Source organism: Ramlibacter paludis (assembly GCF_022012305.1).
Classification (GTDB): domain Bacteria; phylum Pseudomonadota; class Gammaproteobacteria; order Burkholderiales; family Burkholderiaceae_C; genus Ramlibacter; species Ramlibacter paludis.
This window is the reverse complement of record NZ_JAKLTM010000002.1, coordinates 480,877-504,201: the sequence shown is the minus strand read 5'-3', so window position 1 is coordinate 504,201 and position 23,325 is coordinate 480,877. Positions and strand designations below refer to the sequence as shown.

Here is a 23,325-nt window from a genome sequence, read left to right as displayed (position 1 = left end):
TCTTTCGCGAAAAGGCCCGCTTGCGCGGGCCCTCCATTCTTTGTCATCCCGGGCTCGACCCGGGATCCAGTCCCAGCGCTCATTCGGCCGCGGGAGATGGATTGCGGGTCAAGCCCGCAATGACATCCCCTGGGTCACTTCACTGCCCGGATCTTGTCCAGGTTGGCCTTGCCGAACTGCTTCTCGAACTCGGCGTTCACCGGGGCCAGGGCTTGCACGAACTTGGCCTTGTCGACGTTGTCGATCACGGTCATGCCCTTGGCGCGCAGGTCGGCCACGCCCTTGGCGTCGTCCTCGTCCACGCGGGCGCGGTTGGCCTTGGTGCCCTCCTTGGCGGCGTCGAGGAAGGCTTGCTTGTCGGCGGCCGACAGCTTGTCGAAGGCCGCCTTGTTCATCACGAAGATGCAGGGCGAATAGACGTGGCCGGTCAGCGAGAGGTGCTTCTGCACCTGGTCGAACTTGGCAGAGATGATCACCGACAGCGGGTTCTCCTGGCCGTCCACCGTGCCCTGCTGCAGGGCGGTGAACACTTCCGGGAATGCCATGGGGGTGGTGATGATGCCGAAGCCCTTGTAGGCGGCGATGTGCACCGGGTTCTCCATGGTGCGCATCTTCAGGCCCTTCAGGTCTTCCGGCACCTTCACGTCGCGCTTGCTGTTGGTCATGTGGCGGAAGCCGTTCTCGGCCCACGCCAGCGCCTTGAAGCCCTTGCTGTCGAACTTGGTCAGCAGGTCCTGGCCGATCGGGCCGTCGAGCACCGCGCGGGCATGGGCCTTGTCGCGGAACAGGAAGGGCACGTCGAGGATCTTGGTCTCGGGGACGAAGTTGGGCACCGGGCCGGTCGACGAGAAGGCCAGCTCCTGGGTGCCCAGTTGCACGGCTTCGATCGACTCGCGCTCGCCGCCCAGCGAACCGTTGTAGAAGGTCTGGATCTTGTAGCGGCCGTTGGTGCGCTTCTCGACTTCCTTCGCGAAGGTGTCGATCGCCACGCCCTGGTGCGAGTTCTGGGCGGTGGAGATGCTGATCTTCATGGTCGTCTGCGCCTGGGCGGCGGTGACGGCCAGCAGGCCGGCGGCGACCGCGGCTGCGAACAAACGGTTCAACTTCATGGTGTCTCCTGGGGTGTTGGGTACAGCGGGTGCCCCCCATGATGCCCGGCTCGCATCGGGCAGGCCACCGGAGTTCTACCGAGGGAACACGTCAGGCTTCTGACGGCTGGCCAGGCCCATCGCCATCGGCGATGGGGGGCCTCGCGCGCCGCTTCACATGTTCGTGTAGTTCGGCCCGCCGCCGCCTTCCGGCGTGACCCACACGATGTTCTGCGTCGGGTCCTTGATGTCGCAGGTCTTGCAGTGCACGCAGTTCTGCGCGTTGATCTGCAAGCGCTCGCCGCCGCCTTCGGCCGCCACGAACTCGTACACGCCCGCCGGGCAGTAGCGCGCCTCGGGTCCCGCGAATTTCGCCAGGTTGACCTGCACCGGCACCGAAGGATCCTTCAGCGTCAGGTGCGCCGGCTGGTCCTCGGCGTGGTTCGTGTTCGAGATGAACACCGACGAGAGGCGATCGAAGGTGAGCTTGCCGTCCGGCTTGGGATAGACGATGGGCTTGCAGTCGGCCGCCGGCTTCAGGTACACGTGGTCCGGCTTGGCGCGGTGGATGGTCCAGGGGATGTGGCCGCGCAGCACGAACTGCTCGATGCCGGTCATCAGCGTCGCGATCGAGCGACCCTTCTTGAACCACTGCTTGAAGTTGCGCGCCTTGTTCAGTTCCTTGTGCAGCCAGGAGCGCTCGAACATCTCCGGATACGCCGTCAGCTCGTCGTGCTGGCGGTCGTGCTGGATCGCGTCGTAGGCCGCCTTGGCCGCCAGCATGCCGGTCTTGATCGCGGCATGGCTGCCCTTGATGCGCGAGGCATTCAGGAAGCCGGCGTCGCAGCCGACCAGCGCGCCGCCCGGGAACACCAGCTTGGGCAGCGAGAGCAGGCCGCCCACCGTCAGCGCACGGGCGCCGTAGGCCAGGCGCTTGGCCGGCTTGTCGCCTTCGAAGTACCAGCGGATGTTGGGGTGCGTCTTGAAGCGCTGGAATTCCTCGAAAGGCGAGAGGTACGGGTTGGTGTAGTCCAGGCCGACCACGAAGCCGACGGCGACCTGGTTGTTCTCCATGTGGTACAGGAAGGAGCCGCCATAGGTCATTTCGTCCAGCGGCCAGCCGGCGCTGTGCAGGGCCAGGCCCGGCGTGTGGCGCGACGGGTCGATCTCCCAGACTTCCTTGATGCCGATCGAATAGCTTTGCGGGTCCTTGCCGGCATCGAGCTTGAACTTCGAGATCAGCTGCTTGCCCAGGTGGCCGCGCGAGCCCTCGGCGAAGATCGTGTACTTGGCGTGCAGCTCCATGCCGAGCTGGAAGCTGTCGGTCGGTTCGCCGTCCTTGCCCACGCCCATGTTGCCGGTGGCTACGCCTTTGACCGCGCCCTTCTCGTCGTAGAGGATCTCGGCGGCCGGGAAGCCGGGGAAGATCTCCACGCCCAGCGCCTCGGCCTGCTGCGCCATCCAGCGCGTGACGTTGGCCAGGCTGACGATGTAGTTGCCGTGGTTGCCGAAGTTGGGCGGCAGCATGAAGCCCGGCACGCGCGTGGCGCCGGTGTCGTTGGTGAAGAGGAAGATGTCTTCCGTCACCGGCTGGTTCAAGGGCGCGCCCTTGGCCTTCCAGTCGGGGATCAGCTCGTCCAGGGCGCGCGGATCCATGATGGCGCCCGACAGGATGTGCGCGCCCGGCTCGGAGCCCTTCTCGAGCACCACGACGGAGATTTCCTTCTCGTGTTCCGCCGCCAGCTGTTTCAGGCGGATCGCGGTGGCCAGGCCGGCGGGGCCGCCACCGACCACCACCACGTCGTATTCCATCGCTTCGCGCGGTCCGAACTGGGCCAGGATTTCTTCTTGCGTCATGGGGTCTCGTTGATAATGGGTTGCAGCCCGCCGCGGTGCCACGCGCCGTCGCAGGGTCATCGATTCTATTGCGGCGGCCGGCTGAAATTGAGGAGGGTTCCCCAGTGGCTTACACCATCGACCTGTCGGGCCGTGTCGCCTTCATTACCGGCGCCAGCAGCGGGCTGGGCGCGCAGTTCGCGCGCGTGCTGGCCCGTTCGGGCGCCGCCGTGGTGCTGGCCTCGCGCCGCATCGAGAAGCTCAAGGACCTGCGCGCGCAGATCGAAGGCGAGGGCGGCGACGCCCACGTCGTCGGGCTGGACGTGACCGACCGGGTGAGCATCAAGGCGGCCGTCGCCCACGCCGAGACCGAGGTCGGCTCGATCGACATCCTGGTCAACAACTCGGGCGTCAGCACCACCCAGCGCATGCAGGACGTGGAGGAGGAAGACTACGACTACGTCTTCGACACCAACGTGCGCGGCGCCTTCTTCGTGGCGCAGGAGGTCGGCAAGCGCATGCTGGCGCGCTCGCGCGGCGCGGCGCCGGGCACCTTCACCGGCGGGCGCATCATCAACATCGCCTCGATGGCGGGCCTGCGGCCGCTGCCGCAGATCGGCGTCTATGCGATGAGCAAGGCGGCCGTGGTGCAGATGACCCGTGCGCTGGCGCTGGAGTGGGGCCGCTTCGGCATCAACGTCAATGCGCTGTGCCCCGGCTACATCGACACCGAGATCAACCACCGGCACTGGGACAGCGAGCAGGGGCAGAAGCTGGTGTCCATGCTGCCGCGCAAGCGCGTGGGCAAGCCCGAGGACCTGGACGCGCTGATCGTGATGCTGGCCTCCGACCAGAGCCACTTCGTCAATGGCGCGGTGATCGCCGCCGACGACGGCTTCGGCATCTAGTGCTCGCGGGGGTCATGGCCGGCCTGCTGGCCGGCGCCCTGTGGGGCCTGGTCTTCGTCGCGCCGCGCATGGCGGCCGGCTACTCGCCCGTCGACTTCACGGCCGGGCGCTTCGTGGCGTACGGGCTCACGGCGCTCGTGATGACGGGGCTGGCGGCGCGTCCGCGCTTGCCGGATGCGCGGCAGGCGCTCGCGGCCATCGGCATGAGCCTGCTGGGATTCACCGGCTACTACCTGCTGCTGGTGTTCGCGATCCGCGATGCGGGGACGGAGGTGCCGTCGCTCGTCATCGGCACGATTCCGCTGTGGGTGATGCTGCTGGGCAAGCCGGGGCATCTGCGCTGGAGCGCGCTGGTGCCGGGGCTGGTGCTGACGGCGGCCGGCCTGGGCTTGATGCTGTCCGCATCGTCGCCGGGCGGCGTTGCGGATGGCGCGCAGTTCTGGCGCGGCGTCGCGCTGGCTGTGGCGTCGCTCGCGTGCTGGACGGCATTCGCCTTGCTCAATTCGGCCTTCCTGAAGCGGCATCCGGAAGTGAACGTCACTTCGTGGGCGAACTGGCTGGGGCTGGCAACCGGCGCCGGGGCCCTGGGATTGTGGGCGCTTGCAGGCTCGCCGCTGGCCGCGCTCCAGTCGCAACCGGCCGCGCCCATGTTCGCGCTCTTGTGCCTCGCCACCGGCGTCGGCTCGGCGTGGTTTGCGACCATCCTGTGGAACGTCGCCAGCCGGCGCCTGTCGGCCAGCCTGTGCGGGCAGCTGATCGTCAGCGAGACGCTGTTCGCGCTGGCCTATTCCTTTGCCTGGGACGGCCGCTGGCCCAGCGCCGCGGAGGCCGCCGCCGTCCTGCTCTTCACCCTTGGCATCCTTGCCTCCATCCAGGCCCACCGATGAAACTCGAACTGCCGCAAGACAAGAAGCTGGTCCACACCACCACGATGCCGATCCGCTGGGGCGACATGGATGCGATGGGGCACGTGAACAACACGCTGTACTTCCGCTACCTGGAGATCGCGCGCATCGAGTGGTTCGACCGCATCGGCTGCTCGGTGAACCCGGGCGGCGAGGGGCCGCTGATCGTCAATGCCTTCTGCAACTTCCACAAGCAACTGGAGTATCCCGGCGACATCGTCGTGAAGATGTATGCCAGCGACCCGGGGCGCAGCAGCTTCGAGAGCTGGGCGACGATCGAGCGCGTGGACGATCCGGGCGTCGTCTATGCGAGCGGCGGGGCGACGACGGTGTGGGTGGATTTTCCGAAGCAGAAGTCGGTGGCGATGCCGGCGTGGTTTCGGGCTTTGCTCGCGTGAGCCCCGCCGATTTGTCATTGCGGGCTTGACCCGCAATCCATCACCGACATCCGGAGATGGATCCCGGGTCAAGCCCGGGATGACATTTCTTGCCCGGATGACATGGCTCAAGCCGCCGGCTTCTTCTCCCGCGGCACCCTTCCCATCAAATAGAACTCCGCATTCGGCATCATGTTCGAGAAGCTCGCCATGCGGTTCGACAGGCCGAAGAAGGCCGTGATCGCCGCGATGTCCCAGATGTCTTCGTCTTCGAAGCCGTGGGGCTTCAAGGCGGCGAAGTCGGCCTCCTCGATCTCGTCCGAACGCAGGCAGACCTTCATCGCGAAGTCCAGCATCGCGCGCTGGCGCGGCGTGATGTCCGCCTTGCGGTAGTTCACGGCCACCTGGTCGGCCACCAGCGGCTTCTTCTCGTAGATGCGCAGGATCGCCCCGTGCGCGACCACGCAGTACAGGCACTTGTTGGCCGCGCTCGTCGCCGTCACGATCATCTCGCGCTCGCCCTTGGTGAGCGAACCTTCTTCCTTCAGCATCAGCGCGTCGTGGTAGGCGAAGAACGCGCGCCACTCGGCTGGCCGGCGCGCGAGCGCCAGGAACACGTTGGGCACGAAGCCGCTTTTTTCCTGCACTTCCAGGATGCGCGCGCGCATGTCCTCGGGCAGGTCCTTCAATTCAGGGGCGGGGTAGCGGGTCATGGCATCTCCTTGCCCCGGAGAATACCGCGCGCCGGATCAGGCGACGACCAGCGTGCCGCGCTCGCGCAGCCGGAACATGCCCATGGCTTCGACGAGCTCCTGCGCCTGCTGCTTCAACCCGGTCGCGGCGGCCGAAAGCTCACCGACCAGCGCCGCGTTCTGCTGCGTCACGCCGTCCATCTGGCTCACGGCCGAGCCGACCTGGTTGACGCCCAGGCTCTGTTCGGTGGTGGCGGCGCTGATCTCGCCCACCAGGTCCGAGACGCGGCCGATCGAGCCCACCACTTCGCCCATGGTCGCGCCGGCGCGGTCGGCCAGCGCCGTGCCTTCCTGCACGCGCGCGGTGGTCGTCGCGATCAGCGCCTTGATGTCGCGCGCGGCCTCCGCCGAGCGGGCGGCCAGCACGCGCACCTCGCCGGCCACCACCGCGAAGCCGCGGCCCTGCTCGCCGGCGCGGGCGGCTTCCACCGCGGCATTGAGCGCGAGGATGTTGGTCTGGAAGGCGATGCCGTCGATCAGGCCGGTGATCTCGCCGATGCTGCGCGCCGCGTCGTTCATGCCGCGCATGGTCTCCACCACGCGGGCCACCGCTTCTCCGCCTTCGTGCGCCACCGTCGACGCCTTCATGGCGAGCTCGCTGGCCACCTGCGCGTTGGCGGCGTTCTGCTTGATGGCCGTGCCCAGTTCCTCCATCGAAGCGGCGGTTTCCTCCAGGGCGCTGGCCTGGTTCTCGGTGCGCAAGCCGAGGTCGCCGTTGCCGCGCGCGATCTCGCTGCTGGCGTGCTGCAGGCGTTCGGAGTTCAGGCGCAACTGCTCCACCATGCCCGCGAGGTTGGCCTGCATGTCGCGCAGCGCTTCCATCAGGCGGCCGATCTCGTCCTTGCGCGCAACCTGAATGCTGCCGCTGAGATCGCCGCCGGCGATGCGGTGCGCCAGCTGCAGCGCGCTCTCGAGCGGGCCCAGCACCGCGCGCCGGATCGCCCAGAACACGGCGATGAGCGCGATGGCGCCCAGCAGGTTGAGCACCATCACCAGGGCCTGGATGAAGGCAACCATCTCCGCCGTCAGCACCGCGAAGCGTTCAGCGCCCACCAGCACCGCGCCGATCTCGAGCTGCAGGCCGACGGCCTGCGCCGCGTCGACCTTGTCGCCGGGCATTTCGCCCAGGCTGCGCTGCACTTGGTCGATGTCGGCCGCCACCTGGCGCGTCAATCCGTACAGCTGGCCGAAGCCGATCGCCTGGATGAGGACCAGCTCGGCTTGCGAGGTGCGCGTGCCGGCGCGTCCGGCGATCTCCGCGGCCGGCGCCAGCGCCTCCAGCAGTTCGCGCTTGGGCACGGGCGTCGCCGGGTTGCCCGCACGTTCCGCCAGCAGCGCTGCTTTCATCACGGACGCCAGGTGCTGGCGTTCGAGGTAATGGAAGCTGGCACCCCGGGCCAGCAGGCGGCCGCCGACCAGCACCAGCAGGGACACGACCACCACGGCGACCACGCCAAAGGCGAACTTCTTTCGGAGGGTTAGCGTCTGCATTGAACTCTTTGGTGTTACTAAACTGTAACGACTCTGGTCGAGCTCGCCATGCCGCACGTCCGCCCGGGCGGCCTCCCGTCGCCTGTCCGCCACCAACTTTGTCACGGCCGCGCCTTATGCTCGCCGCTTTCCCCGAGGAGACCCCATGGAACTGCCCCAGGACCCCGAACTGCAAGCCGGCCTCGCCACGCGCCGCGCCGTGCTCGGCAACGACTACGTGCAGGCCGCGCTGGACAAGGCGACGCCCTTCAACGCGCCGCTGCAGGAAGCGGTGACGCGCCACGCCTGGGGCAACACCTGGCAGCGCGAGGGCATCGACCTGCGCACGCGCAGCATCGTCACCGTGTCCATGCTGGTGGCGCTCGGACGCATGCACGAACTGAAGATCCACGTGCGCGGCGCCCTCAACAACGGCGTGACGCGCGAGGAGCTGCAGGAGATCTTCCTGCACGCCAGCGTGTACTGCGGCTTCCCCGCGGCGGTCGACGCGTTCCGCAGCGCGTCGGAAGTCATCGACGCCAAATAGCATCGCCTGGCTCTGCCGTGGCGTGTCGCCACGGTGAGCATTGCGACAAGAGGTCTCGGCCTACTCACGGCCGCGCTGGCCGGCGCTATGGTCGGGGCATGGAAGAGAGCAAGCGCAACGGCTGGATCCTCGCGCTGGGGCTGCTCGTCGTCGGGCTCGTGGCGGGCTGGGCGATCAGCACCTGGCTGGCGCAGTCGCACGGCAGCGACCCGGCGCCGGTGTCGGTCGTGCCGGCGTCAGAACCGGCGCCCGCGGCACAGGCAGCGGCTTCGGCCGCTCCCGCCGCGCAGGTGGCGGCGGCTGCGCCGACGGCCTGCGCGTTCGAGCCATTGGTGGCGAACGCGGGCAAGGGCGACGGCCAGTTCGTGCTGGCATCCGCGCTGGCCGCGCAGCAGTTCACCGATGGGACCCCCTTCCTGGCCGTGGCCGACGAAGCGGCGCGCGCGGGGCGCTCCCGCGATGCCGAGGTGGCCCTGATCGCGGCGTGCCAGGTCGCGGCGCGCAGCGGGGCGCTATCGGCGCCGGTGGCGGATGCGCAAGGGCGCCTTGCCAATCACTACGCCACGCTGGGCAGCCGCGAGCCGGAGGGTCCGGTGCGGGCCGCCTTGCTGGACCGCGCCGGGCAGTTGCTGGACGAGTCGTTCCAGGGTTATGTGGCCGCGCTCGGCGAGCAGTCGTCGCGGGCGCGCACGGCGCAGCAGCGGCTGGCCGCTTTCCGCCAGGGCGCCATCGCGCCGACGACCAGCGCCGGTGCCGGGTCTCCGTCCGGATCCACGTCGACGATGGGCGCTGCGCGCCTGTCGCTGGCCGACCGGCCCTTGCGCGCGGACGAGAGCCTGTCCGAGGCCGACCACGACCTGCAGCGGCTGTACGAGCAGGCCCGCGCCGTGACGCGCGACCCGGCCGGACTGGCGCGCCGCCAGCAGCAGGCCGTGGCCGCGCGCAACGCCTGCCCCGACGAAGCCTGCATGCGGCAGTGGTATGCGCAGCGGAAGCGGCAGCTGTTCGACGAGTTCTGACTGGATCCCGGCGCGAGGCCGGGATGACAGGGGCCTACGCCCCCGCCATCAACTTGTGCACGAGATCCGCCGTCGTGCTCGCCTTGTACTTGCGCATCAGCCGCGCCCGATAGATCTCCACCGTGCGGTGGCTGATCTCCAGCGTCTTGCCGATTTCCTTCGACGTCAGCCCATCCAGCAGCCGCGCCGCCACCTCCCGCTCGCGCGCCGTCAGCTCGGCGCGCACCGGCCGCTGTGCGCTCAGGTCCTCGAAGGACCAGATGCCGTCGGCATGCGGATCGTCGCGGTTGAGCGCGCGGCCGGTCACGTGGCACCAGAAGACGTCGCCGTTGGCCCGCTTCATGATGCGGTCGTCCGAGTAGTGCCCCTTGGCGTTCAGGATCGGCGCCATGCGCGCGCCTAGCCGCTCGTACTCGTCGGCGCTCGGGTACAGCACCAGGAAGGACTGGCCGACCAGCAGTTCACGCGACGAGCCGAACATCTGGCACAGCTGGGCATTGCAATCCACCATGGTTCGATTGCGCGACACGCACAGCCCCACGGGCGCGAGTTCGAAAGCGAGGCGGTAGTCGACGTCCATCGGGGAAGGGCTTTAAGGATTACTACGTAGCATCCTAGGTAGTATCGTAGCGCCCAGGCGCCCCCATGGCGACAGGAGACAGCGTGAACAAGATCTATCCCAATGCGGCGGCGGCCCTCGACGGCGTCGTCAAGAGCGGCCAGCTCATGGCCGTCGGCGGCTTCGGCCTGTGCGGCATCCCGGAAGCCCTGATCGAGGCGCTCAAGGCGAGCGGCGTGAAGGACCTGACGGTCATCTCCAACAACGCGGGCGTCGACGGCTTCGGCCTCGGCAAGCTGCTGGAGACGCGCCAGATCAGGAAGATGATTTCCTCGTACGTGGGCGAGAACAAGGAGTTCGAGCGCCAGTACCTGGCCAAGGAGCTCGAGCTCGAGTTCACGCCGCAGGGCACGCTGGCCGAGAAGCTGCGCGCCGGCGGCGCCGGCATCCCGGCCTTCTTCACCAAGACCGGCGTCGGCACCTTGGTGGCCGAGGGCAAGGAGCTGCGCGAGTTCGACGGCGAAACCTACGTGATGGAGCGCTCGCTGGTGCCCGACGTCGCGCTGGTCAAGGCCGACGTCGCCGACAAGAGCGGCAACCTGCGCTTCAACCTCACGGCGCGCAACTTCAATCCGGCCGCCGCGATGGCCGGCAAGATCTGCATCGTCGAAGTCGAGAAGATCGTCGAGACCGGCGAACTCGCGCCCGACGACATCCACCTGCCCGGCATCTACGTGCATCGCATCGTGCTGAATGCGAATCCGGAAAAGCGCATCGAGAAGCGCACCACGCGTCCCGCTTAAGGAGTTAGAAATGCCCTGGACCCAAGACCAGATGGCCGCGCGCGCGGCCCAGGAACTGCAGGACGGCTTCTACGTCAACCTCGGCATCGGCATCCCGACGCTGGTGGCCAACTTCACCGGCGACAAGGAAGTCTGGCTGCAGTCCGAGAACGGCATGCTGGGCATCGGCCCCTTCCCGAAGGAAGACGAGGTCGATCCCGACCTGATCAACGCGGGCAAGCAGACCGTCACCACCATCAAGGGCTCGGCCATCTTCGGCAGCCACGAGAGCTTCGCGATGATCCGCGGCGGCAAGATCAACCTGTCCATCCTGGGCGCCATGCAGGTCAGCGAAAAGGGCGACCTGGCCAACTGGATGATCCCCGGCAAGATGATCAAGGGCATGGGTGGCGCGATGGACCTGGTGGCCGGCGTGCCGCGCGTCATCGTGCTGATGGAGCACGTCGCGAAGAAGAAGGACGGCACCGAAGACCTGAAGATCCTGCCGCAGTGCACGCTGCCGCTCACCGGCGTGGGCGTGGTCGACCGCATCATCACCGACCTGGCCGTGCTGGACGTCACGCCGCAGGGCCTGAAGGTCGTGGAACTGGCGCCCGGCGTGACGCAGGACTTCCTGCAGTCGAAGACGGGCGTGAAGCTGGTGCATTGAACGCCACCCAGGCCCTCGCGCAACTCTGGCGGCAGGCGCTGCTGCCCGAGGAGGCGCTGGCCTGGGCTCGCTTGACCGGAGCGGATCCGGTCTATCCCACTTCCTTTGCCGTCGGCACGGCGGCGCAGTCGACCATAGCTGCGGCGGCGCTGGCCGCCTGCGAAGTCGGCCACGCGCGCGGCGTGCCGCGCCAGCAGGTGAGCGTCGACATGGCGCATGCCGCCGCCGAATGCCGCGGCTGGTTCAGCATCGACGGCCGCGAGCTCGATCCCTGGGACAAGTTCTCCGGCCTGTACCGCACGCGGGACGGCTGGGTGCGCGTGCACGCGAACTTCGCGCATCACCGCGACGGCGCCTTGCGTCTCCTCGGACTGGACCCGGCGACGGCGCAGCGGAAGGACGCGGAAGACGCACTGTTGTCCTGGGACGCACTCGCCTTCGAGCAGGCGGCCGCTGAGGCCGGCCTCGTCGTCGCCGCCTTGCGCGACTTCGCGCAGTGGGATGCGACCGAGCAGGCGCGCGCCATCGCGGCGCAACCCTTGTTCACGATCACGAAGATCGGCGCCGCGCCGCCCTTGCCGCTGCCGCCCCTGCGCGAAGACGAACGTCCGCTCGAAGGCGTGAAGGTGATCGAGCTCACGCGCATCCTGGCCGGCCCCGTCGGCGGCCGTGCGCTCGCGGCCTATGGCGCCGACGTGATGCTGGTCAACGCACCGCACCTGCCGAACATCGAAGCCATCGCCGACACCAGCCGCGGCAAGCGCTCGGCGCACATCGACCTGCGCGTAGGCGAGGGCAGGGCGGCGATGGACAAGCTGCTGGAGGAAGCGCATGTCTTCGTCCAGGGCTACCGTCCGGGCGCGCTGCAGCGGCTGGGCTACGGCGTGGAGGAGGTGGCGGCCAAGCGGCCGGGCATCGTCTACGTGTCGCTCACGGCCTACGGCACCCAAGGGCCTTGGGCCAACCGGCGCGGCTTCGACTCGCTGGTGCAGACGGCCACCGGCTTCAACCGCGCCGAGGCCGAGGCGGCCGGCGACGCGAGCAAGCCCAAGGCGATGCCGATGCAGATCCTCGACGAGGCCACGGGCTACCTCATCGCTTTCGGCGCAGCCGCCGCGCTGGCTCGGCAGCAGGAGCAGGGCGGCACTTGGCACGTGCAGGTTTCGCTGGCGCAGACCGGGCACTGGCTGCGCTCCCTGGGCCGCGTGGCCGAGGGGTTCGCCGTGCAGCCGCCCGACCTGGGTCCCTGGCTCGAAAACAGCGCCTCCGGCTTCGGCGAACTGCGTGGCGTGCGCCACAGCGCACGGCTGAGCCGCACGCCCGCCGCCTGGACGCGGCCGTCGATGCCGCCGGGCAGCGCCTCGCCGCGCTGGTAAGACGGGGAGAGCCGGGGTTGCCACCCCGGCCTACGGGGCGCCGCAGGCTTGGCTGACAGGCTTTGACTCGCTTCGCCTGCGCGGCCGTGGACGGCTATTGCCCATCATCCGTCCATCTAATTTTCAGCTTGAGCCGCACGTCCGGCCGAAAGGCAGTCATGAAATTCAAACTCGCTTTGCTTGCCGGGCTGGCCCTTGCCGGTGCCAATGCCATGGCCTGCTATACCGTCTACGACGCGAACGCGCGGGTCCTGTACCAGGGCGCCGACACGCCGGTGGACATGAGCATGCAGCTGCACGAGGCGCTGGCCGCGCGCGGCTTCCCCGCCGGTTCGCGCATGCAGTTCGACCGCGCCAGCTGCGCCACGGTGCCGGTGGCGATGGGTCCCTCTTCGCGTGACCTGCCGCCCAACACCATCCGCATCAGCAAGAACCGTCCGGAACAGCGCGTCGCACAAGGTCCGCTGCTCACCGAACCGGGCCGCGCCGCGAGCCTGGGCATGCCCCATGCCGTGATCGCGAACAACATCGCGGTGGTCTCGCCCGCGAACGCGGTGCTCGATCGCTCGTCCGCCGTGACGGTGGTGCCCGCGGAAACCGTGGCGCGGGTGTCTTCGACGAACACGATGGGCGCGGGCCCCGCTTATGCGACCCGTACGATGGGCGCCGCGCCGGCGCGCATGCTGCCCGCGCCTTCGCGCAACATCACGGTGATCACCGAGTACCGCAACGGCGACCGGACCGTCCAGCGTTATTGAGAGCCCGTCATCCCCGCGCAGGCGGGGATCCCGAGCGTTGAAGAAAGCCTCGCGCAGCGAGGCTTTTCTATGTGGAAGCCCTGGATTCCCGCCTTCGCGGGAATGACGGGGGTCAGTGGAACGGCCGGCTGACGAACCTGGAGCCCGCGAGGCCGTAGCGCCACGGCACGTCGGCCGCCTTGCTGATGCCGATGCGCGGCCCGACCACCACGTCGTGCAAGCCGTTGGCTGCGCGCACCTCGAACGGCGCGTGATCGAGCCGGTGGCCGTTCATGGCGTGCGCGATTGCCAGCGCCTGGCCGACGCGGCCCGGGCCGGAGCAGAGCAGCCGCGGGTCGTGCAGCCCGCGCCGCTCGCACATCACGTCCAGGCCGTACAGCGGCTCGAGCGCGCGGATCAACACCCCGGCGCCGTGCCCTTCCGCTTCGCAGACGAAGTTGAGGCACCAGTGGATGCCATACGAGCGATAGACGTAGGCCCGGCCCGGCGGGCCGAACATCGCCTGGTTGCGCGCGGTGGGCCCGCCGAAGGTGTGCGAGGCCGGATCGGTCATGTCGTAGGCCTCGGTCTCGACGATGCGGCCGCCCACGCCGTCGACCAGCAGTTCGCAGCCGATCAGGGCCTGCGCGACCTCTTCGGCCGGCCGCAGGAAGTCGGCCGGTTTCAGGCGCCTAGGCTTCAAGCGCTTCTTCCTCGCTCTGCTCGCCCAGGAAGCCGCCGCTCTGGTGCGCCCAGAGGCGCGCGTACAGGCCGCCGGCGGCCAGCAGCTCGCGGTGGCTGCCTTCCTCCACGATGCGGCCCTGGTCCATCACGATCAGCCGGTCGAGTGCCGCGATGGTGGAGAGCCGGTGCGCGATGGCGATCACCGTCTTGCCCTGCATCAGGTCCTTCAGGCTGGCCTGGATCGCTGCTTCCACCTCGGAGTCGAGCGCGCTGGTCGCTTCGTCCAGCAGCAGGATGGGCGCGTCCTTCAGCATCACGCGCGCGATGGCGATGCGCTGCCGCTGGCCGCCCGAGAGCTTGACGCCGCGCTCGCCGACGTGGGCGTCATAGCCCTTGCGGCCCTGCGGGTCGCTCAGCTGGGTGATGAAGTCCGCGGCCTGGGCGCGCTTGGCGGCCCGCTCCATGTCTTCCTCGCTCGCGCCGGGGCGGCCGTAGAGGATGTTGTCGCGCAGCGAGCGGTGCAGCAGCGAGGTGTCCTGCGTCACCATGCCGATGCTGGCGCGCAGGCTGTCCTGCGTGACGTGCGCGATGTCCTGGCCGTCGATGAGGATGCGCCCGCCGTCCACGTCGTAGAAGCGCAGCAGCAGGTTCACCAGCGTCGACTTGCCGGCGCCCGAGCGGCCGATCAGGCCGATCTTCTCGCCTGGCCGCACGGTGAGGTTGAAGTCGTCGATGACGGCTTGCGGCTTGCCGTAGCCGAAGCGCAGCTGGTCGAAGCGCACTTCGCCTGCGCTCACCTCCAGCGGCTTCGCATCGGACGCGTCGACCACCAGCCGCGGCCGCGTCAGCGTGCCGATGCCGTCCTGGATGACGCCGATGTTCTCGAACAGGCTGGCCATCTCCCACATGATCCAGTGCGACATGCCGTTGATGCGCAGCGCCATGGCGGTGACCGCGGCCACCGCGCCGGCGCCGACCTCGCCCAGGCTCCAGAGCCATACGGCATAGCCGGAGGCGCCCAGGATCAGGCCGACCACCAGGGCCTGGTTGAAGATCTCGAAGCCGCTCACCAGCCGCATCTGGCTGTAGCCGATGTTCATGAAATCGGTCATGGCCTGGCGCGCGAAGCCGGCCTCGCGCTGGGTGTGCGAGAACAGCTTGACGGTGGTGATGTTGGTGTAGGCGTCGGTGATGCGCCCGGTCATCATCGCGCGCGCGTCGGCCTGCTGCTTGCCGATGCGGCCCAGGCGCGGCACGAAGTAGCAGTTGGCCGCCACGTACACGGCGAACCACAGGACGAAGGGCAGCATCAGCCGCGTGTCGAAGGCCCCGGCCAGGCCGACGATGGTGAGGAAGTAGACGCCGATGCCGATGATCACCTCGGTGGTCGTGAACAGCATCTCGCGCACTGCCAGCGCCGTCTGCATCACCTTGGTGGTGATGCGGCCGGCGAATTCGTCCGAGTAGAAGCTCAGGCTCTGCCCGAGCATCATGCGGTGGAAGTTCCAGCGCAGGCGCAGCGTGAAGTTGATGGCCAGGCCCTGGTGCTTGACGGTGGTCTGCAGCGCGATCACCGCGATGCTGGCCACCAGCAGGCCGGCGAACCACAGCATGGCGTGCTGCTGCTGCTGCCAGATCTCTTCCGGCTTGAAGCGCGTGAGCCAGTCGACGATCTGCCCCAGCATGGAGAACAGCCAGGCCTCGTAACCGGAAATGGCGGCCGACAGCAGGGCCAGCGCCAGGATGTAGCCGCGCGTGCCGGCCGTGCAGGCCCAGACGAAGGCGAAGAAGTTCTTCGGCAAGGCCTGCGGATGGCCTTCCGGGAAGGGTTGCACCAGTTTTTCGAACAGCCGGAACAAAGAGGCCTCCACGCCCCTCGTGAGGGCGGATAGCGAAATTTCGGGGGGACGGGAGTATTAAACGAAATCGGCGCTTCTGCTTCGTCCCTCCGGATGGTGGCCGCGGAATACTGTATAAAGAAACAGTATTTTGCCATGACTGCCGCCGCCCTTTCCAGCTCCCCACTCGTCCTGCCCCAGCACGTCTGGCGCGGCCGCGAGCTCGCGCAGGCGCCGGAGCGGGTGCTGCCCACGGGCCATGCGGCGCTGGACCAGCATCTGTCCGGCGCCGGCTGGCCGCTTGGCTGCCTGATCGAGGTGCTGCAGCCGCAACCGCAGCAGCACGTGTGGCGCTTGCTGGCGCCCGCGCTGGCGCACTGCATGCACGACCAACCCGGGCCGGTGGTGCTGGTCAACGCGCCTTGCGAGCCCTTCGGTCCCGGCCTGCAAGGCCACGGCGTGCAGCCGGGGCAGCTGCTTTGCGTGCGCAGCGAGAAGGCGTCGGCGCGCTTGTGGGCGGCCGAACAGGCGCTGCGCTGCGCCGACGTGTCGGCGGTGCTGGCGTGGCTGCCGGTGGCGAAGAACGAGGAGCTGCGGCGGCTGCACCTGTGCGCGCAGCAATACGACAAGTGGCTGGTGGTGTTCCGCGGCGTCGCGGCGGCGCAGCAGTCCTCGCCCGCCCGCCTGCGCCTGCTGGTCGAAGGCGTCGAGCAGATGGAAGTGCGCATCCTCAAGCGGCGCGGCCCGCCGCTGCTGCAGCCGGTGGTGCTGGCCGCGCAGCATCCGCGCCTGGCCGCCCTGCTGGCCGCGCGCAAGTCCCGTCCGGCCGTGCAGCCGGCGGCCGTTTCCCTTTCCTCCCCCGGTGGATCGCATGTACTGGATCGCGCTGCGAGCGTCGTCGAATGAGCTGCGCACGGCCTGGGGCTGGCGTGCCTTGCAGTTCACGCCCCGGGTCGCGCAGGTGGAAGAGGCCGTGCTGCTGGAGGCCGAGGCCTCCGAGCGCCTGTTCGGCGGACGCAAGCGCCTGCTGCGCCGGCTGCTGAAAGGCAATCCCGCGCTGGAGCTGCCCGTGTGGGCCGAAGGCCCGACCGCGCTGGTGGCGCTCTCGCTGCTGCGGCTGCGGCGGCAGAACCGCGAGTTGCCGGAGCGCATCCCCGACGATCTCCCGCTCGACACCTTCAGCGCCGCGCAGGAGCACCTGGACACGCTGGAGCGCGTCGGCTGCACCACCTTCGGCGAGCTGCGCGCCTTGCCGCGCGCGGGCGTGAGCCGCCGCTTCGGCGCCGCGCTGCTGGACGCGATCGATGCCGCCGGCGGCAAGCGCCCCGAACGCTATCCCTGGATAGCCCTGCCTTCCAGCTTCGACCACCAGCTGGAGCTGCAATGGCTGGCGACCGGCACCGGCGACCTGCTGGGGCCCGCGCAGCACCTGCTGACGATGCTGCAGGCCTGGTTGCAGGCGCGCAACCTCGGCGTGCTGGCGCTCGAATTCGAATGGACGCTGGACCTCAAGCGCCTGGACGGCAAGCGCCTGCCGCCCACCGAAAAGCTGGAGCTGCGCACCGCGCAGCCGACGCAGGACATTGCGCACCTGCGCCGGCTGGCCGCGGAGCAGTTCGCGCGCGCCACGCTGTCCGCGCCGGCCAACCACCTGCGGCTGCGCAGCCTGGAGACGGTGCCCTGGGGCGGCATCGCGGCCAGCCTGCTGCCGGAGGACAACCGCCCGGGCGAGAAGCTGCACCAGCTGGTGGAGCGCCTGAGCGTGCGCCTGGGCGAGGACAACGTGCGCGTGGCGCAGCCGCAGGACGACCACCGGCCCGAACGCATGCAGCAGTGGCTGCCCGCGCGCGGCGCGCAGCGTCCGCAGGCGCCCGCCATGCCCGACGCGCTCTATCCCACCTGGCTGCTGCCCGCGCCGCTGGAGCTGGAGGTGCGCGACAACGTCGCCTGGTACGGCGGGCCGCTGCGCCGGCTGGCGCGCCTGTACCGCGTGGAGACGGCCTGGTGGGAAGAGGGCGGGGCGGTGCTGCGCGACTACTTCATCGCGCGCAGCGAGGGCGCGGGCCTGGTCTGGGTGTACCGCGAGCGGCCGCTGCGCTTCACCAACGAATTCCGCTGGTACCTGCAGGGCGTGTATGCCTGAGACGCACCTCAAGTCGAGTCCCGTCCTGGACGAGGACAAGGACCTGCCGCCGGTGCTGGCGTCCGGCCCGGACCCGCTGCCGGGCTATGCGGAGCTGCACTGCATCAGCAGCTTCAGCTTCCAGCGCGGCGCCTCGCATCCGCAGGAGCTGGTGCGGCGCGCCTACGACCTGGGCTACCAGGCGCTGGCGCTCACCGACGAATGCTCGGTGGCCGGCGTGGTGCGGGCGTGGAGCGGCATGCGCGACTACATCGACTTCATCTGCAAGCTCGAAGCGGCGGATCCGCGCCAGCCGCGGCTGCGTCCCTTCAAGCTGCTGTTCGGCAGCGAGTTCGACCTGGGCGACGCGCGCCTGGTCGCCATCGCGCGCGACCTGGAAGGCTGGGGCGGCCTGTGCGAATTCATCTCCGCCGCGCGCATGACCGCGCCCAAGGGCGAATACCGCGTGAGCTGGAAGGACAGCGACTTCCGCCTGCTGCAAGGCTGCGAGATCCTCTACGTGCCCAAGCGCGAGCCGGGCGCCATGCCGGAGAAGGAGGCGCTGTGCGCGGGACTGCGGCGCGCCAAGGCGTTGTTCGACGGCCACCTGTGGCTGGCGGTGGAACTGCTGCACCTGCTGGACGACGACCTGTGGCTGGCGCTGCTGCGCGACGCCGCCGAGCGCTGCGGCGTGCCGCTGCTGGCGGCGGGCGACGTGCACATGCACGTGCGTTCGCGCAAGCCCCTGCAGGACGTGATCACCGCCGTGCGCATGGGCCGCACGGTGCCCGAGTGCGGTTTCGCGCTGCAGGGCAACGCCGAGCGCCACCTGCGCCGGCGCAAGCGCATCGCGGAAACCTATCCGCCCGAACTGCTGGCCGCCACGCTGGAGGTGGCCAGGCGCTGCAACTTCGACCTGGAGTCCATCCGCTACGACTACCCGCAGGAGACCGTGCCCCACGGCATGACGCCCACCGAAGGCCTGCGCATGCTCACCTACGAGGGCGCGCGCAAGCGCTACCCGCAAGGCATTCCGGACAAGGTGGAAGAGCTGCTGGCGAAGGAGCTGAAGCTGATCGCCGAATGCCGCTACGAGATGTTCTTCCTGACGGTGCACGACATCGTGCGCTTCGCCGAAGAGAAGGAGATCCTGTGCCAGGGCCGCGGCTCGGCGGCCAACTCGGTGGTGTGCTACTGCCTGGGCATCACGGCGATGGACCCGATGCTGAGCAATCCGCTGCTGGAGCGCTTCATCAGCAAGGACAGGCGCAACGAGCCGCCGGACATCGACGTCGACTTCGAGCACGAGCGGCGCGAGGAGGTGATCCAGTACATCTACGGCAAGTACGGCCGCGAACGCGCCGCCATCGCCGCGGTGGTGATCAGCTACCGCACGCGCAGCGCGATCCGCGACGTGGGCAAGGCGCTGGGCATCGCCGAGCCACTGGTGGACGCCTTCGCCAAGGACCACCACTGGTTCGACGACGGGCTGGCGGTGGAAAGGCTGCAGGAGCTGGCGAAGCTCTCGCAGTGCGAGCTCACGGCGCATGCCGCCGCGCAGTGGATGGAACTGGCGCAGGCGCTGATGGGATTCCCGCGCCACCTGAGCCAGCACGTGGGCGGCTTCGTGCTCACGCAGACGCGCCTGGTGCGGCTGGTGCCGGTGGAGAACGCCAGCATGAAGGACCGCTCGGTGATCCAGTGGGACAAGGACGACCTGGAGGACATGGGGCTGATGAAAGTGGACGTGCTGGCGCTGGGCATGCTCACCGCGCTGCGCCGCTGCCTGGACTTCCGCAACACGCTGCGCGGCGAGCGCTGGGCGCTGCGCGACATCCCCAACGAGGACCCCCAGACCTACGAGATGATCCGCAAGGCCGACACGGTGGGCGTGTTCCAGATCGAGAGCCGGGCCCAAATGTCGATGCTGCCGCGGCTGAAGCCGCAAAGGTTCTACGACCTGGTGGTGGAGGTGGCGATCGTGCGGCCGGGGCCGATCTCCGGCGGCATGGTGCATCCTTACCTGCGTGCGCGCGACCGCGCGGCGAGCGGCCAGGAGATCGCCTACGAGCGCTCCGCCAAGGAGCCGCCGGGCACGCCGCCGCGCCTGAAGAAGGCGCTGGAGCGCACGCTGGGCATCCCGATCTTCCAGGAGCAGGTGATGGAGATCTCGATGATCGCCGCCGGCTTCACCGCCACCGAGGCCGACTCGCTGCGGCGCGCGATGGCCGCGTGGAAGCGCAAGGGCGGCGTCGACCGCTTCAAGCAGCGCCTGGTGCAAGGCATGCTGGACAACGGCTACACGCTGGAGTACGCCGAGCGCATCTTCAAGCAGATCGAGGGCTTCGGCGACTACGGCTTTCCCGAAAGCCACGCCTACAGCTTCGCCCTGCTGGCCTACAAGAGCAGCTGGCTCAAATGCCACGAGCCCGAATGCTTCCTGGCCGCGCTGCTCAACTCGCAGCCCATGGGCTTCTACGGGCCCTCGCAGTTGATCCAGGACGCGCAGCACAAGGCGGGGGTGCGCGTGCTGGCCGCCGACGTGAGCGACAGCGACTGCGACTGCACGCTGGAGCCGGGCGCCGGCGTGCGGCCCGCCGTGCGGCTCGGGCTCGGGCTGGTGGGCGGCCTGAGCGGCGCCGGGGCCGCGCGCATCGTGGCCGCCCGCCGCGAAGGACCGTTCGCCAGCGTGGAGGACCTCACCTTGCGCGCGCAACTGGACGTGAAGGACCTCAACGCGCTGGCCGCGGGCGACGCCTTGCGCTCGCTGGCGGGGCATCGGCGGCAGCAGGTGTGGGAGGCGGCGGGCCAGCGGCGCGCGCCGGCCTTGCTGGAAGGCGCGCCGATCAACGAAGCGGCGCTCGACCTGCTGCCGGCCTCCGAAGGCGAGGAGATCGTCTTCGACTACGCCTCGATGGGCCTCACGCTGCGGCGGCATCCGCTCGCGCTGCTGCGCCCGCGCCTGGCGGGCATGAAGATGCTCACCTCGAAGCAGCTCGATGGCCTGCCGAACGGCCGCCGCGTGGCCGCCTGCGGCATCGTCACGGTCCGGCAGCAGCCCGGCACCGCCAACGGCACGATCTTCGTCACGCTGGAAGACGAGACCGGCCCGGTGAACGTGATCGTGTGGCCGCGCGTGCGCGAGACGCAGCGCGAGCCGCTGCTGCGTTCACGCCTGCTGGCGGTGGAAGGCACCTGGCAGCGCGACGTGGAAAGCGGCGGCCACGTGAAGCACCTGGTCGCCGAGCACCTCACCGACCTGACGCCGCTGCTGGGCCGCATCGGGCGCCAGCGCAGCGGCAGCCGCGACTTCCATTAATTGGGGTCAGAACCCAATTTCCCTCACCACGGCCTACTTCACCGCCACCGGTTCCCCGAACCCCTGCCACGTCGAGCCGTCGAACTTCACCAGCTGCATGGTCTGGAAGGGCGCGTAGTCGGTGGGACTCGTGCTGGCCGTCACGCCGGGCAGCGCCATCGGCACCTGGAAGTTCTTGAGGTTGGCCGCCTGCTTCATCACGTTCTCGCGCGTGAGGTTGTCGCCGCACTGCTTGATGACCTGCGCGAGCAGCTGCGCCGCGGCCAGGCCATAGGTGGCGCTGCCGTCCATGGGATCGCCGTCCGGCACGTACTTCTTCATGAAGGCGAAGTACTCCTTCATGGCCGCATCGTTGGCCCACTTCGGGTCGGTCGGGTCCTTGATGTACTGCATGGAGATCAGGCCCACCGACTTGTCCAGGCCCGCGGGCTTGAGCACCGAGCCGACGCTGGCCGACACCTGGTTCAGGTAGTGCACCGGCTTCCAGCCGATGTCGGCCACCTTGCGGATCGCCTGCGCCGCGAACTTGGGCGTGGTGATGTTGAAGAAGGTGTCCGCGCCCGAAGCCTGCAGCGTGACGATCTGCGAGTCGACCGTCGGATCCGTCACCTCGTACGTCACCGCCTTGACGATCATCGTCGAGGCCTTCGCGCCCAGCCCCTCGGTGAAGCCCTTGAGGTAGTCCTTGCCGTAGTCGTCGTTCTGGTACAGGACCGCGATCTTGGCGTTGGGCTTGGTGCGCAGGATGTCCTGCGCGTACAGCTTGCCCTCGCTCTGGTAGTTGGGATTGAAGCCCATCGTCCAGGGATACTCCTTCGGGTCGTTCCACTTCGACGCGCCCGTGGCCAGGAAGAGGTGCGGCACCTTCTTCTGGTTCATGTACTTGTGGATCGCGGAGTTCGACGGCGTGCCCAGCGTGCTGACGGTGAACAGCACCTCGTCCTGCTCCACCAGCCGCCGCACCATCTCCACCGCCTTCGGCGGGCTGTAGCCGTCGTCGAGGCTGATGTAGTTGATCTTGCGGCCGTTGATGCCGCCCTGCTCGTTGAGCATCTTGAAGTAGCCGGCCTCGACCTTGCCGATGATGCCGTAGGCGGACGCCGGCCCGCTGTACGGGATGGTGTTGCCGATCTTGATCTCGGTGTCGCTGGCGCCGGGGCCGTACTGCTTTTGCGCCAGCGCGGGCGCTGCGGCCAGGGCCAGCAGCGCGCCGGCCAGTGCAATGCGTCTGTTGATCGACATGACGGTTCCTTTCGTGGATGAAGGGGATACGGCTATCACGCCGCTGTGTTGTCCCGGCCCCGTTTGCGCTGGAGGCGCAGCCAGGCCAGGCGGATCGCACCGACGATGCCCGTGGGCATCACGTACATGAAGGCGATCATCAGCGCGCCGTAGATCGCCCACGGCGCCGCCTTGGAAATGTTGTCGGCGATGTTCGGGATGAACTGGATGAACAGCGCACCCCAGAACGCGCCGGTGATCGAGGCGAGCCCGCCCACCACCATGCCCACCACGAAGGTGATCGACAGGAAGATGGTGAAGCTGTCCGGCGCCACGAAGGCCACCGCGATCGCGCCCAGCGCGCCGGCGACGCCGGTGAACATCGCGCTGACGCCGAAGGCCAGCGATTTGTAGAGCGCGTTGTTGATGCCCATGGTGGCGGCGGCGATGGGCTGGTCGCGGATGGCGATCAGCGCGCGGCCCACGCGTCCGCGCAGCAGGTTCCAGCCCAGCACGAACATCAGCACCGTGACCATCAGCGTGAAGAGATACAGCCAGCGATCCGGATTCAGCTTGAGCCCGAACAGCGTGGCAAAGGGCGGGTCCGGCTTGATCAGCGAGATGCCTTGCACGCCGCCGGTGAAGTGTTCGAGGTGCTTGTATTTCAGCAGCTGCGGCAAGGCGACGCCCAGCGCGAAGGTGGCCAGCGCGAGGTACACGCCTTCGAGCCGCAGCGCCGGCAGGCCGAACAGGAAGCCGGCCACCAGGCACACCGCGCCTGCGGCGGGAATCGTCGCCCAATAAGGCAGACCCATCTGGTCCATCATGATCGCCGCCACGTACGCGCCGATGGCATAGAAGGCGCCGTGCCCCAGCGAGATCTGGCCGTTGTAGCCGGTGAGCAGGTTGAGCCCGAGCAGCGCGATCGCGTAGATCAGCACCATCGTGGCCTGGAACACGCGGTAGTTGCTGATCACGAAGGGCAGGGCGCAGGCGAGCAGGATCAACAGCACGCTGGCCAGCACCCAGCGCGGCGACCAGTCGCGCACGCCGCCGGCGGCCTGCGCGGGCGCGGCTGGCAAGGGTGCGGCTTCGGAGGTGAGGGCTTCCATGGC

The 23,325-nt window shown here is 68.7% G+C and carries 21 protein-coding genes; 12 read left to right on the top strand and 9 right to left on the bottom strand.

Annotated features, from left to right (window positions below):
• Positions 1-134: 134 nt before the first annotated feature.
• Together LZ009_RS09145 and LZ009_RS09140 are read right to left on the bottom strand one after the other, a co-directional pair.
• Positions 135-1,109 (bottom strand): TRAP transporter substrate-binding protein, encoded by a 975-nt coding sequence (locus LZ009_RS09145; RefSeq protein ID WP_275697597.1) that lies wholly within the window; start codon positions 1,107-1,109, stop codon positions 135-137.
• Between the two features lie 153 nt (positions 1,110-1,262).
• Positions 1,263-2,945, bottom strand: coding sequence for an electron transfer flavoprotein-ubiquinone oxidoreductase (locus LZ009_RS09140; protein ID WP_275697596.1), 1,683 nt, complete (start codon positions 2,943-2,945; stop codon positions 1,263-1,265).
• Between the two features lie 104 nt (positions 2,946-3,049).
• Here LZ009_RS09140 and LZ009_RS09135 point away from each other — a divergent pair, with 104 nt between their 5' ends.
• Genes LZ009_RS09135 through LZ009_RS09125 form a run of 3 tightly spaced genes read left to right on the top strand, consistent with a single transcriptional unit; the run spans position 3,050 to position 5,135 of the window.
• Entirely contained in the window at positions 3,050-3,832 is a 783-nt protein-coding gene (locus LZ009_RS09135; RefSeq protein ID WP_275697595.1) for an SDR family oxidoreductase, read from the top strand.
• 14 nt (positions 3,833-3,846) lie between these two features.
• A complete protein-coding gene (locus LZ009_RS09130; RefSeq protein WP_275697594.1) occupies positions 3,847-4,719 on the top strand; it encodes a DMT family transporter in 873 nt (290 codons plus the stop codon).
• The gene (locus LZ009_RS09125) at positions 4,716-5,135 is read left to right on the top strand and encodes an acyl-CoA thioesterase (RefSeq protein WP_275697593.1); all 420 of its coding nucleotides are present in this window, start codon (positions 4,716-4,718) and stop codon (positions 5,133-5,135) included. The genes LZ009_RS09130 and LZ009_RS09125 overlap by 4 nt, the downstream gene beginning before the upstream one ends.
• Before the next feature lie 107 nt (positions 5,136-5,242).
• Here LZ009_RS09125 and LZ009_RS09120 read toward each other — a convergent pair whose 3' ends face one another.
• Both LZ009_RS09120 and LZ009_RS09115 read right to left on the bottom strand, forming a co-directional pair.
• Positions 5,243-5,827: a peroxidase-related enzyme gene (locus LZ009_RS09120; RefSeq protein WP_275697592.1), complete on the bottom strand. Its 585-nt coding sequence runs from the start codon at positions 5,825-5,827 to the stop codon at positions 5,243-5,245.
• A gap of 36 nt (positions 5,828-5,863) precedes the next feature.
• Positions 5,864-7,357, bottom strand: coding sequence for a methyl-accepting chemotaxis protein (locus LZ009_RS09115; RefSeq protein WP_275697591.1), 1,494 nt, complete (start codon positions 7,355-7,357; stop codon positions 5,864-5,866).
• A 145-nt stretch (positions 7,358-7,502) separates the two neighbouring features.
• On the opposite strand from LZ009_RS09115, the gene LZ009_RS09110 reads away from it, so the two are divergent.
• The gene (locus tag LZ009_RS09110) at positions 7,503-7,883 is read left to right on the top strand and encodes a carboxymuconolactone decarboxylase family protein (RefSeq protein WP_275697590.1); all 381 of its coding nucleotides are present in this window, start codon (positions 7,503-7,505) and stop codon (positions 7,881-7,883) included.
• A 98-nt stretch (positions 7,884-7,981) separates the two neighbouring features.
• Positions 7,982-8,902, top strand: coding sequence for a lysozyme inhibitor LprI family protein (locus tag LZ009_RS09105; RefSeq protein WP_275697589.1), 921 nt, complete (start codon positions 7,982-7,984; stop codon positions 8,900-8,902).
• A 34-nt stretch (positions 8,903-8,936) separates the two neighbouring features.
• Here the strand turns inward: LZ009_RS09105 and LZ009_RS09100 are convergent, their stop codons facing one another.
• Positions 8,937-9,482, bottom strand: coding sequence for a PAS and helix-turn-helix domain-containing protein (locus tag LZ009_RS09100; protein ID WP_275697588.1), 546 nt, complete (start codon positions 9,480-9,482; stop codon positions 8,937-8,939).
• Between the two features lie 83 nt (positions 9,483-9,565).
• Here LZ009_RS09100 and LZ009_RS09095 point away from each other — a divergent pair, with 83 nt between their 5' ends.
• The 4 genes from LZ009_RS09095 to LZ009_RS09080 all read left to right on the top strand — a co-directional run bounded on the left by LZ009_RS09095 (position 9,566) and on the right by LZ009_RS09080 (position 13,047).
• Complete coding sequence (locus LZ009_RS09095; protein ID WP_275697587.1) at positions 9,566-10,264, top strand: CoA transferase subunit A; 699 nt, start codon at positions 9,566-9,568, stop codon at positions 10,262-10,264.
• Between the two features lie 10 nt (positions 10,265-10,274).
• Positions 10,275-10,913, top strand: a complete 639-nt coding sequence (locus LZ009_RS09090) for a 3-oxoacid CoA-transferase subunit B (protein ID WP_275697586.1) — start codon at positions 10,275-10,277, stop codon at positions 10,911-10,913.
• Positions 10,910-12,289: a CoA transferase gene (locus LZ009_RS09085; protein ID WP_275697585.1), complete on the top strand. Its 1,380-nt coding sequence runs from the start codon at positions 10,910-10,912 to the stop codon at positions 12,287-12,289. The genes LZ009_RS09090 and LZ009_RS09085 overlap by 4 nt, the downstream gene beginning before the upstream one ends.
• Before the next feature lie 158 nt (positions 12,290-12,447).
• On the top strand, positions 12,448-13,047 hold the full coding sequence (locus LZ009_RS09080; protein ID WP_275697584.1) for a hypothetical protein: 600 nt from the start codon (positions 12,448-12,450) through the stop codon (positions 13,045-13,047).
• Between the two features lie 112 nt (positions 13,048-13,159).
• On the opposite strand, the gene LZ009_RS09075 is transcribed toward LZ009_RS09080, so the two are convergent.
• Both LZ009_RS09075 and LZ009_RS09070 read right to left on the bottom strand, forming a co-directional pair.
• Entirely contained in the window at positions 13,160-13,729 is a 570-nt protein-coding gene (locus LZ009_RS09075) for a DNA-3-methyladenine glycosylase (protein WP_275697583.1), read from the bottom strand.
• Positions 13,719-15,569 (bottom strand): ABC transporter ATP-binding protein, encoded by a 1,851-nt coding sequence (locus LZ009_RS09070; RefSeq protein ID WP_275697582.1) that lies wholly within the window; start codon positions 15,567-15,569, stop codon positions 13,719-13,721. The genes LZ009_RS09075 and LZ009_RS09070 overlap by 11 nt, the downstream gene beginning before the upstream one ends.
• Positions 15,570-15,704: 135 nt before the next feature.
• Between LZ009_RS09070 and imuA the strand changes: the two genes are divergently transcribed.
• From imuA to LZ009_RS09055, 3 genes are read left to right on the top strand one after another with little or no spacing between them, the layout of a single operon-like run.
• Positions 15,705-16,454, top strand: coding sequence for a translesion DNA synthesis-associated protein ImuA (imuA, locus tag LZ009_RS09065; protein WP_275697581.1), 750 nt, complete (start codon positions 15,705-15,707; stop codon positions 16,452-16,454).
• Complete coding sequence (locus tag LZ009_RS09060; protein WP_275697580.1) at positions 16,420-17,691, top strand: DNA polymerase Y subunit UmuC family protein; 1,272 nt, start codon at positions 16,420-16,422, stop codon at positions 17,689-17,691. Before imuA ends, LZ009_RS09060 begins: the two co-directional genes overlap by 35 nt.
• On the top strand, positions 17,684-20,989 hold the full coding sequence (locus LZ009_RS09055; protein WP_275697579.1) for an error-prone DNA polymerase: 3,306 nt from the start codon (positions 17,684-17,686) through the stop codon (positions 20,987-20,989). The genes LZ009_RS09060 and LZ009_RS09055 overlap by 8 nt, the downstream gene beginning before the upstream one ends.
• A gap of 33 nt (positions 20,990-21,022) precedes the next feature.
• Here the strand turns inward: LZ009_RS09055 and LZ009_RS09050 are convergent, their stop codons facing one another.
• Together LZ009_RS09050 and LZ009_RS09045 are read right to left on the bottom strand one after the other, a co-directional pair.
• Entirely contained in the window at positions 21,023-22,231 is a 1,209-nt protein-coding gene (locus tag LZ009_RS09050; RefSeq protein WP_275697578.1) for an ABC transporter substrate-binding protein, read from the bottom strand.
• Positions 22,232-22,266: 35 nt separating this feature from the next.
• A complete protein-coding gene (locus LZ009_RS09045) occupies positions 22,267-23,322 on the bottom strand; it encodes a branched-chain amino acid ABC transporter permease (RefSeq protein WP_275697577.1) in 1,056 nt (351 codons plus the stop codon).
• Between the last annotated feature and the right edge of the window lie 3 nt (positions 23,323-23,325).

Coding starts and splice junctions, on each gene's coding strand:
- LZ009_RS09090 (WP_275697586.1), top strand. CDS start 10,275: ATGCCCTGGACCCAAGACCAGATGGCCGCGCGCGCGGCCCAGGAACTG.
- LZ009_RS09100 (WP_275697588.1), bottom strand. CDS start 9,482: ATGGACGTCGACTACCGCCTCGCTTTCGAACTCGCGCCCGTGGGGCTG.
- imuA (WP_275697581.1), top strand. CDS start 15,705: ATGACTGCCGCCGCCCTTTCCAGCTCCCCACTCGTCCTGCCCCAGCAC.
- LZ009_RS09050 (WP_275697578.1), bottom strand. CDS start 22,231: ATGTCGATCAACAGACGCATTGCACTGGCCGGCGCGCTGCTGGCCCTG.
- LZ009_RS09105 (WP_275697589.1), top strand. CDS start 7,982: ATGGAAGAGAGCAAGCGCAACGGCTGGATCCTCGCGCTGGGGCTGCTC.
- LZ009_RS09130 (WP_275697594.1), top strand. CDS start 3,847: ATGGCCGGCCTGCTGGCCGGCGCCCTGTGGGGCCTGGTCTTCGTCGCG.
- LZ009_RS09120 (WP_275697592.1), bottom strand. CDS start 5,827: ATGACCCGCTACCCCGCCCCTGAATTGAAGGACCTGCCCGAGGACATG.
- LZ009_RS09055 (WP_275697579.1), top strand. CDS start 17,684: ATGCCTGAGACGCACCTCAAGTCGAGTCCCGTCCTGGACGAGGACAAG.
- LZ009_RS09060 (WP_275697580.1), top strand. CDS start 16,420: ATGTACTGGATCGCGCTGCGAGCGTCGTCGAATGAGCTGCGCACGGCC.
- LZ009_RS09115 (WP_275697591.1), bottom strand. CDS start 7,357: ATGCAGACGCTAACCCTCCGAAAGAAGTTCGCCTTTGGCGTGGTCGCC.
- LZ009_RS09125 (WP_275697593.1), top strand. CDS start 4,716: ATGAAACTCGAACTGCCGCAAGACAAGAAGCTGGTCCACACCACCACG.
- LZ009_RS09145 (WP_275697597.1), bottom strand. CDS start 1,109: ATGAAGTTGAACCGTTTGTTCGCAGCCGCGGTCGCCGCCGGCCTGCTG.
- LZ009_RS09140 (WP_275697596.1), bottom strand. CDS start 2,945: ATGACGCAAGAAGAAATCCTGGCCCAGTTCGGACCGCGCGAAGCGATG.
- LZ009_RS09110 (WP_275697590.1), top strand. CDS start 7,503: ATGGAACTGCCCCAGGACCCCGAACTGCAAGCCGGCCTCGCCACGCGC.
- LZ009_RS09080 (WP_275697584.1), top strand. CDS start 12,448: ATGAAATTCAAACTCGCTTTGCTTGCCGGGCTGGCCCTTGCCGGTGCC.
- LZ009_RS09045 (WP_275697577.1), bottom strand. CDS start 23,322: ATGGAAGCCCTCACCTCCGAAGCCGCACCCTTGCCAGCCGCGCCCGCG.